Origin of the sequence: Streptomyces palmae (assembly GCF_004684805.1) — a bacterium.
GTDB lineage: Bacteria > Actinomycetota > Actinomycetes > Streptomycetales > Streptomycetaceae > Streptomyces > Streptomyces palmae.
Genome location: NZ_SRID01000386.1, coordinates 1 through 6,444 on the forward strand (window position 1 = coordinate 1; position 6,444 = coordinate 6,444).

Annotated in this window: 8 protein-coding genes; all 8 read right to left on the minus strand. The window is 74.0% G+C overall.

Features of this window, described 5'->3' with window-relative positions; genetic code table 11:
• Positions 1 to 135 precede the first annotated feature (135 nt).
• Positions 136 to 732 carry a hypothetical protein gene (locus E4099_RS27320; RefSeq protein ID WP_135341797.1) on the minus strand — a complete coding sequence of 199 codons (597 nt, stop codon included), beginning with the start codon at positions 730 to 732 and terminating at the stop codon, positions 136 to 138.
• 31 nt (positions 733 to 763) lie between these two features.
• On the minus strand, positions 764 to 1,447 hold the full coding sequence (locus E4099_RS27325) for a pilus assembly protein TadG-related protein (RefSeq protein WP_342451950.1): 684 nt from the start codon (positions 1,445 to 1,447) through the stop codon (positions 764 to 766).
• The gene (locus E4099_RS33245) at positions 1,444 to 1,617 is read right to left on the minus strand and encodes a Flp family type IVb pilin (protein ID WP_167828495.1); all 174 of its coding nucleotides are present in this window, start codon (positions 1,615 to 1,617) and stop codon (positions 1,444 to 1,446) included. Before E4099_RS33245 ends, E4099_RS27325 begins: the two co-directional genes overlap by 4 nt.
• Before the next feature lie 311 nt (positions 1,618 to 1,928).
• A complete protein-coding gene (locus tag E4099_RS27330) occupies positions 1,929 to 2,825 on the minus strand; it encodes a DUF5936 domain-containing protein (protein ID WP_135341798.1) in 897 nt (298 codons plus the stop codon).
• 60 nt (positions 2,826 to 2,885) lie between these two features.
• Positions 2,886 to 3,824, minus strand: coding sequence for a type II secretion system F family protein (locus E4099_RS27335; protein ID WP_135341799.1), 939 nt, complete (start codon positions 3,822 to 3,824; stop codon positions 2,886 to 2,888).
• Positions 3,817 to 5,361, minus strand: coding sequence for a TadA family conjugal transfer-associated ATPase (locus E4099_RS27340; protein WP_245245209.1), 1,545 nt, complete (start codon positions 5,359 to 5,361; stop codon positions 3,817 to 3,819). The genes E4099_RS27335 and E4099_RS27340 overlap by 8 nt, the downstream gene beginning before the upstream one ends.
• Positions 5,358 to 5,723, minus strand: a complete 366-nt coding sequence (locus E4099_RS34585; RefSeq protein WP_342451951.1) for a TadE/TadG family type IV pilus assembly protein — start codon at positions 5,721 to 5,723, stop codon at positions 5,358 to 5,360. Before E4099_RS34585 ends, E4099_RS27340 begins: the two co-directional genes overlap by 4 nt.
• Positions 5,724 to 5,944: 221 nt before the next feature.
• A partial coding sequence (locus tag E4099_RS27350; protein WP_245245210.1) for a TadE/TadG family type IV pilus assembly protein occupies positions 5,945 to 6,444 on the minus strand: 500 nt, incomplete at its 5' end.

Here is a 6,444-nt window from a genome sequence, read left to right on the forward strand (position 1 = left end):
AGATGGGTATAAGAGACAGGCCGTCCTCGGCGCGGGCGGGCGGACCGGCGACGGACAGCAGGGCGGCGGCGACCACCGCGGCCACCGCGGCCACGGCGGTGCGGCGGGGTGCGGGAGTCCGGGGCATCGGGCGGCTCACCCGGTGATCTCGATGCTGATGGACGGCATGGTGGGCAGTTGGAAGTCCACCTTGGCCACCCCGTCGGGCGGGGCCGGGAACTGGGCGAAGAACGGGCGGCTCTCGCCCGGCTTGATCCCCACCAGGCCGGTGGTGCACAGGCACTCCCCGTCGGTGTCCCGGAGGATCAGATACCGCTTGCGGCCCGCGTGGTCCACCAGCGAGGCGCCGGACACGGAGGACTGCGAGTGCAGTTCGGTCTCCTTGGAACGCCAGGTGAAGGCGTTGTAGGAGGTGTCGCCGTGGTTGGTCACGGTGCCCCGCACGGTGACGAAGCCACCGGAGTCGCGTACCGCGGAGGTGAGGGCGACGGCGATGTCCTGCGGGCCCTTCGCCTCGCCGATCACCTCGGTCGGCCGCGGCGCCGGGGTGGTCCCGGCGCGCTCCCCGGGCGCGGTGGCGTCCCGGGCGCCGGGCGCGGCCGTGGCGCCCTTGTCGTCCTGGCCGCCGCCACCACCGTCCCCGCCGCAGCCGGAGACGGCGAGGGAGAAGACCGCCGCGAGCAGCGCCGCGGCGAGCGGCCTCGGGCACCGGGTGGTACGCCGCATCCTCATCAGTGGCTGTCCTTTGCTGGTGGCTCGTCCGTCATTCGGCCAGACGCACGGAGAACAGGTCTCTCGCTTCCGGGAACAGGTCGGGGTGGCGGGGGTCGATGGTCAGCGTCCCGCCCTCGCAGTCGAGTTCCAGGGGCGGCTTTCCCCGCGGGGGATCGGGAGCGCGCCCCTTGTCCTTGGGCCCGTGCCCGGGGGCGGTGGGCGTGGGGTCGGCGGAGGGAGGCGGCGGCGCCTGGTAGGCGCAGCGCGGTCGCAGCACCGCGGTGGCCCGCGCCCGGGCGTGCCGGCGCTCGGTACCGGGGATGACCGAGCTGCCGACCGCCGACCGGGTGCGCACGGTCACGCTGAAGGAGGTCGGCAGATAGCCGGGTACGCAGCCGGGTCCGGTGAGGTCGGCGTCGTTGCGGGCCGCGAACCGGTCGGCGTCGGCGCAGGCGTCGCCGGGTCCCAGCCCGCGCCCGCTCAGCAGCTCCGCCCAGTCGCCGCCGCTGGTGATGGTGTCCAGCAGGGCGAGCCGCAGCTGGTCGCGGTAGTTCTGCGCGGCGGCGAGGGCGGCGGCGTCGGCGGCGGTCTGGCCCGCGTTCCGGGTCGCTCCGGCCCGTCCCACCGCGTAGTAGGCCAGGGCCAGGAAGAGCATGCCGGCGACCGCGGTGACATAGAGGGGGAACGCCTGACCCGCGTCACCCGAACGGCGGGCGGTCATCCGGCGGTTCAACCGGTGATCTTGGCGATCTGGTCCGAGATGGCACCCGCGATCACGCTGCCGAAGTCGGTGGTCATCAGCACCAGGGCGATGGCGACCACCACGGCGATGATGCCCAGATACTCGATCGAGGTCTGCCCCCGATCGCGCTCGGTGCCGTGGTGCCCAACGCGCTTTCCCATCGTGTTCCCCTCCATGGGCTGCCGTCCCCCTGCGGTCCGGCGTTCCGACCCCCGTGGTGCCGCGTGCGGCAGAAGCAACGTACGCCGATTCCCCGGCCGTCGAACAGGGCACCGCGCCGGAACGGTCCGTGGTCAAGGGGTGCACGAGCGGTGTCCGCGCCGGATTCCCCGCCCCCCGCATCCACTCTCCCCCCTTCCGGTGCTCCGCGCGCCCCGGGGCACGACTCTGCCATATCCCATTGCATCCGCGAAGAGTTCGGCGCGGAACGGCGCACCTTCCGCGACCGCCGCGACGGGCGTCCGAGGCCCGGTCATGGATCGCCGAGGGAGCCGAAGTCCGTGCCCGATCCGATGAAGAAGCCCGCGACCAGCAGGATCATCGTGCCGGGCACCATAAAGGTGGTGATCACCACGGTGGCCTTGGGGACCGCCCGGGCGGCGCGGCGGCGGGCGTTCTGCGCATCGGTGCGACGCATGTCGTTCGCGATGGCGATCAGTGTCTCCACGATCGGCGCGCCCAGGTCCTCGCCCTGCTGGAGCGCGGTGACGAACTGCGCCACCTGCTCGGAGTCATTGCGCCGGCGCAGCTCCTCGAAGGCCTGGCGGCGGCTGACCCCCAGGTCCATCTGCCGCAGGGTGATCCGCAGTTCGTCGGCCCACGGCCCCTCGTACTTCTCCGCCACCCGGTCCAGCGCCTGCCGGAAGCCCAGCCCGGCGCTCACCACCACGGCCAGCACGTCCAGGAAGTCGGGCAGGGTCCGTTCGATGGCGTCCCTGCGTTCGCGGACCGCGGCCCAGATGCCCACCTCGATCCAGAACAACCCGAAGGCCACCAGCAGCAGGGCCAGCAGCAGTTGCCCCTTGGCCAGCATCACCAGCGCGCCGCCGAAGCCGAGCGCCCCGTAGACCGCGCGGCGGGCGGCGTAGCGGTCCACGGTGAGTCCGCCGGGGTTGCCCGCCAGATCGATGCGGCGGCGCACCCGGGCCACCCTCTTGGGCCCCATCAGTCGGAGCACCAGCGGGGCGTACCTCATCCCCAACCGGTCCACCACCGAGCCCACCGCACCGGTGCGGCTGGCCCCGACCTCCAGGGCCACCGCCAGGTCGGGCGGCAGCTTCGCCTCGCTGCGGCACAGCGCGATGCCGTAGGCGACGCCGGCCACCGACAGGCCCATGACCAGGGCCAGCAGTACGCCGATTCCCGTCATCCCCGACCGGCCCTCTCGCCGTGTACCCGCTGGATCACCGCTGCCATTCCCTCCGCTTCCTCACACGTCGATCTTCGACATCCGGCGGATGAGGAAGAAGCCCAGTCCGTACAGTCCGAAGGCGGCCACCACCGCGGCCTGGCCCCAGAAGACGGAGGTCATCCGGTCCAGCGAGCCGGGCGCGATCCGGTCCACCAGCAGCAGGGTGCCGATGCCCATCAGCGGCACCACATAGGCGGTGACCGTCACCTGGGAGAGCTGGGTACGCACCTCCCGGCGGGTCTCCTTGCGCTCCTCCAGGGTCTGGGTGAGGTTGCGCAGCGAGGTGACCACGGTGCCGCCGGCCCGGTTGGCGAGCACCAGGGTGGTGACCAGCACCACCAGTTCGCGGGAGGGCAGCCGCTCCGCCAGCTCCCCGAGCGCGTCGTCGACGGAGTGGCCGACCGCCAGCTTGGCGGCCACCTTCGCCAGTTCCTCCCCGGCCGGCGCCTCCATCTCGTCGGCGGCCATGCCCAGGGCGGTGCGCAGCGCCAGCCCGGCCTCGGTGGCGTTGGCCAGGATCCGGGAGAGTTCGGGCAGCTGGTTGATGAACCTCTCGGTCCGCTTCTGCCGCTGCCAGTCCAGGAAGCCGGCCGCCGACCAGACGGTGACCAGCGCGGCGATCGGACCGAAGAAGGCGGCGAGGGTGACGGCCGCGACCAGCCACACGCCGAGCGCGGCCCCCGCGGTGTAGGCGGCGAACTCACCCGGGGTGAGGTCGAGTCCGGTGGCGGCCAGCCGCAGCTCCAGCCGCCGGCCGAGCCGGGTGGCGCGCAGCCTGCGGTCCAGGGCGGTGAACCGCCGCTGCCGCCTGCCCAGCGGTGCCGGGGCCTCGTCGGAGAGCCGGTCGATCAGCGCCTGGCGCCGCGCCCGGCCGGAGAGCAGGCTGTGAACTCCGGCGACGGCCAGCGCCCCGCACAGCAGGGTGCCGCCGAGGGCGAGCAGCCCGAGGTCAGCCATGCGTACTCCCGGTGCCGTGCGGCCCGAGCCGGCCACCCTGGGGGTCGGACCCGCCCACCTGGGGGTCCGGCTGGTCGCGGTACGGGTTGGGCCCCGCTCCGTACGGGCCGAGGTGGCCGCCGCCGTACGGTCCGGGTGGCCCGGCGTACGGGTCGGGTCGCCCGGGGTACGGGGCGGAGCCGACGTACGGGTCGGGGCCGCCGTACGGGCCGGTGGTGTCGCGGACGAGGGGGTGGGCCCCGGCGCCGAAGGCGGGTGGCACCGGCTCGTTGGCCAGCAGCAGGCGGCGGACGGCCCGCTCCGGCAGCGGGAAGTGCGCGAACCGGCCGCGTACCGCTCGGTCCGCGCCCATCGGCTGGGCCTCGAACCGGCAGACGGTGGCGATCCGGTACTCCTGGTGGCCGTGCGAGTCCAGCAGCGCGATCTCACTGATCCGGCGGGAGCCGTCGGGGTGCCGGGCGAGCTGCACGACGCAGTCCACCGCGCTGTTGATCTGGTCCCGCAGCGCCTGGTAGGGGATGCCCACCTCGGACATCGAGGCCAGGGTCTGCAACCGCATCAGCGCGTCCTCGGCGCTGTTGGCGTGCACGGTGGCCAGCGAACCGTCATGGCCGGTGGACATGGCCTGGAGCATGTCCAGGGTCTCCCCGCCGCGCACCTCGCCGACGATGATGCGGTCCGGGCGCATCCGCAGCGAGTTGCGCACCAGGTCGCGGATGGTGATCCGGCCCTTGCCCTCCACATTGGGCGGTCGCGACTCCAGGCGGATGACATGGGCCTGTTGGAGCTGGAGTTCGGCGGCGTCCTCCACGGTGATGATCCGCTCGCCCTCGGGGATCAGTCCGGAGAGCGCGTTGAGCAGGGTGGTCTTGCCGGAACCGGTGGGCCCGGCGACCACCACGTTGAACTTGGCCCGCACCAGCGCGGAGAGCAGCAGCAGCATCTGCTCGTCCAGGGTGCCCAGGTCGATCAGCTCGGCCAGGGTGTAGACGCGCGGGAAGCGGCGGATGGTGAGGGTGGCGCCGGTGAGGGCCAGCGGCGGGATGATCACGTTGACCCGCTCGCCGCTGGGCAGCCGGGCGTCGACCATCGGATGGGACTCGTCCACCCGGCGGTTGACGGTGGACACGATGCGCTCGATGGTCTGCATCAGCTGCTCCTCGGAGGCGAAGCGCACCGGGACCAGCTCCACCCGGCCGCTCCGCTCCACGAAGATCTGGTCCGGCCCGTTGACCATGATCTCGGTGATGGAGGCGTCCTCCAGCAGCGGTTCGAGTACGCCCAGGCCCAGGGCCTCGTCCACCACGCGGCGGATCAGCCGGTCCCGTTCGGCGGTGGAGAGCACCGGGCCCTCGCGGCTGATGATGTGGCCCAGCACCCGCTCCAGCCGCGACCGGCGGTCGGCCGCGGTCAGCGAGGACATCTCGGCGAGGTCGATCTCCTCCAGGAGTTTGGCGTGGTAGGCGGAGACCAGCTGCCCGTCCTGCCGCTCCGCGGTGTGGTGGGCGGGGGCGGCGATCCGCGACCGCAGACTCATCGGGCACCCCCCGCGCCGGCCGGAAGCGGGCCGTCCTCGGTACGGGGCATGGTGGCGGTGCGCTGGGCGCTGCCGAAGTGCAGGCCGGGGATGACCGAGGGGATCTCCACCCGGACGGTGGCCCGCGCCTCCCCGTCCCCCTCGCTGACGGTGATGCTGGCCCCGTCGGCGAGCCAGCCGCTCATCGCGGCCCGTCCGGCGCCGGCCGGGGTGGCCTCCGGCCGGTCCGCGGAGGCGGTACGCGCCGCGGCCCGGGCGGCGGTACCGGCCTGCTGGGCCGCGTACGCGCTCAGCCCGAGCTGGATCGCGGCCAGCGCGACGAGCAGCAGCAGCGGCAGGAACCCGACCAGCTCGATCGACACGATCCCGCGGTCGGCCCGCCGACCCCCACGCCCCGGGGTACGCCCGGTCGGGGTACGGGGGGCCGGTCCGGGCGCGGCGTCCCCGGCGCGGGGGGCCCGTCCGGGCGCGGGGTCCCCGGTGCTCCCCGCGCCGTCCCGGGCTCTCTGGGCCGGTAGGGGCACCGCGTCCCCCGCACGACCGGCGGGCCTCACCCGGCGGCTGAGCCACGCGTATCGCATCGTCAGTTCTCCTTCGCGGCGCCCGCGGTGCCGGTGACCGTCCAGGGGAAGTCGGCCGCGCCCGGGAAGAGCACCGGCACCTTGACCCGTACCGTGGCCTTGAACAGGCCGCCCTCTTCCCGGCATTCGGTGCTCACGCTGTCCTGCCAGGCGCTGGGCAGGTCCTCGCGGGCGGCGTCGGCGCAGGCGGCGGCACCACCGGTCTCGGCCGCGGCGCCGGCCCTGGCCCCCTCGTCGGCGGCGTTCCCGGCCAGGGAGTACGTATAGCCGGCCAGCACGCACTGCCAGACGACGATCAGCACCACCAGGATCAGCGGAATGACGCCGAGGAACTCCACGGTGACCTGGCCCCGGTCGCCGCGCTCGCCCCGGTCCCCTCGGCGGCGGCCGAACCGGCCGGTGGGCACCTGGGTGAGCGCCTCGGGGCCGGTGCCGGGCGCGGCGTCGGGGCTGCCGCCGGAGGGTGCGGGGCCGGTGCCGGATCCTCCGGGCGGGAGGGGGC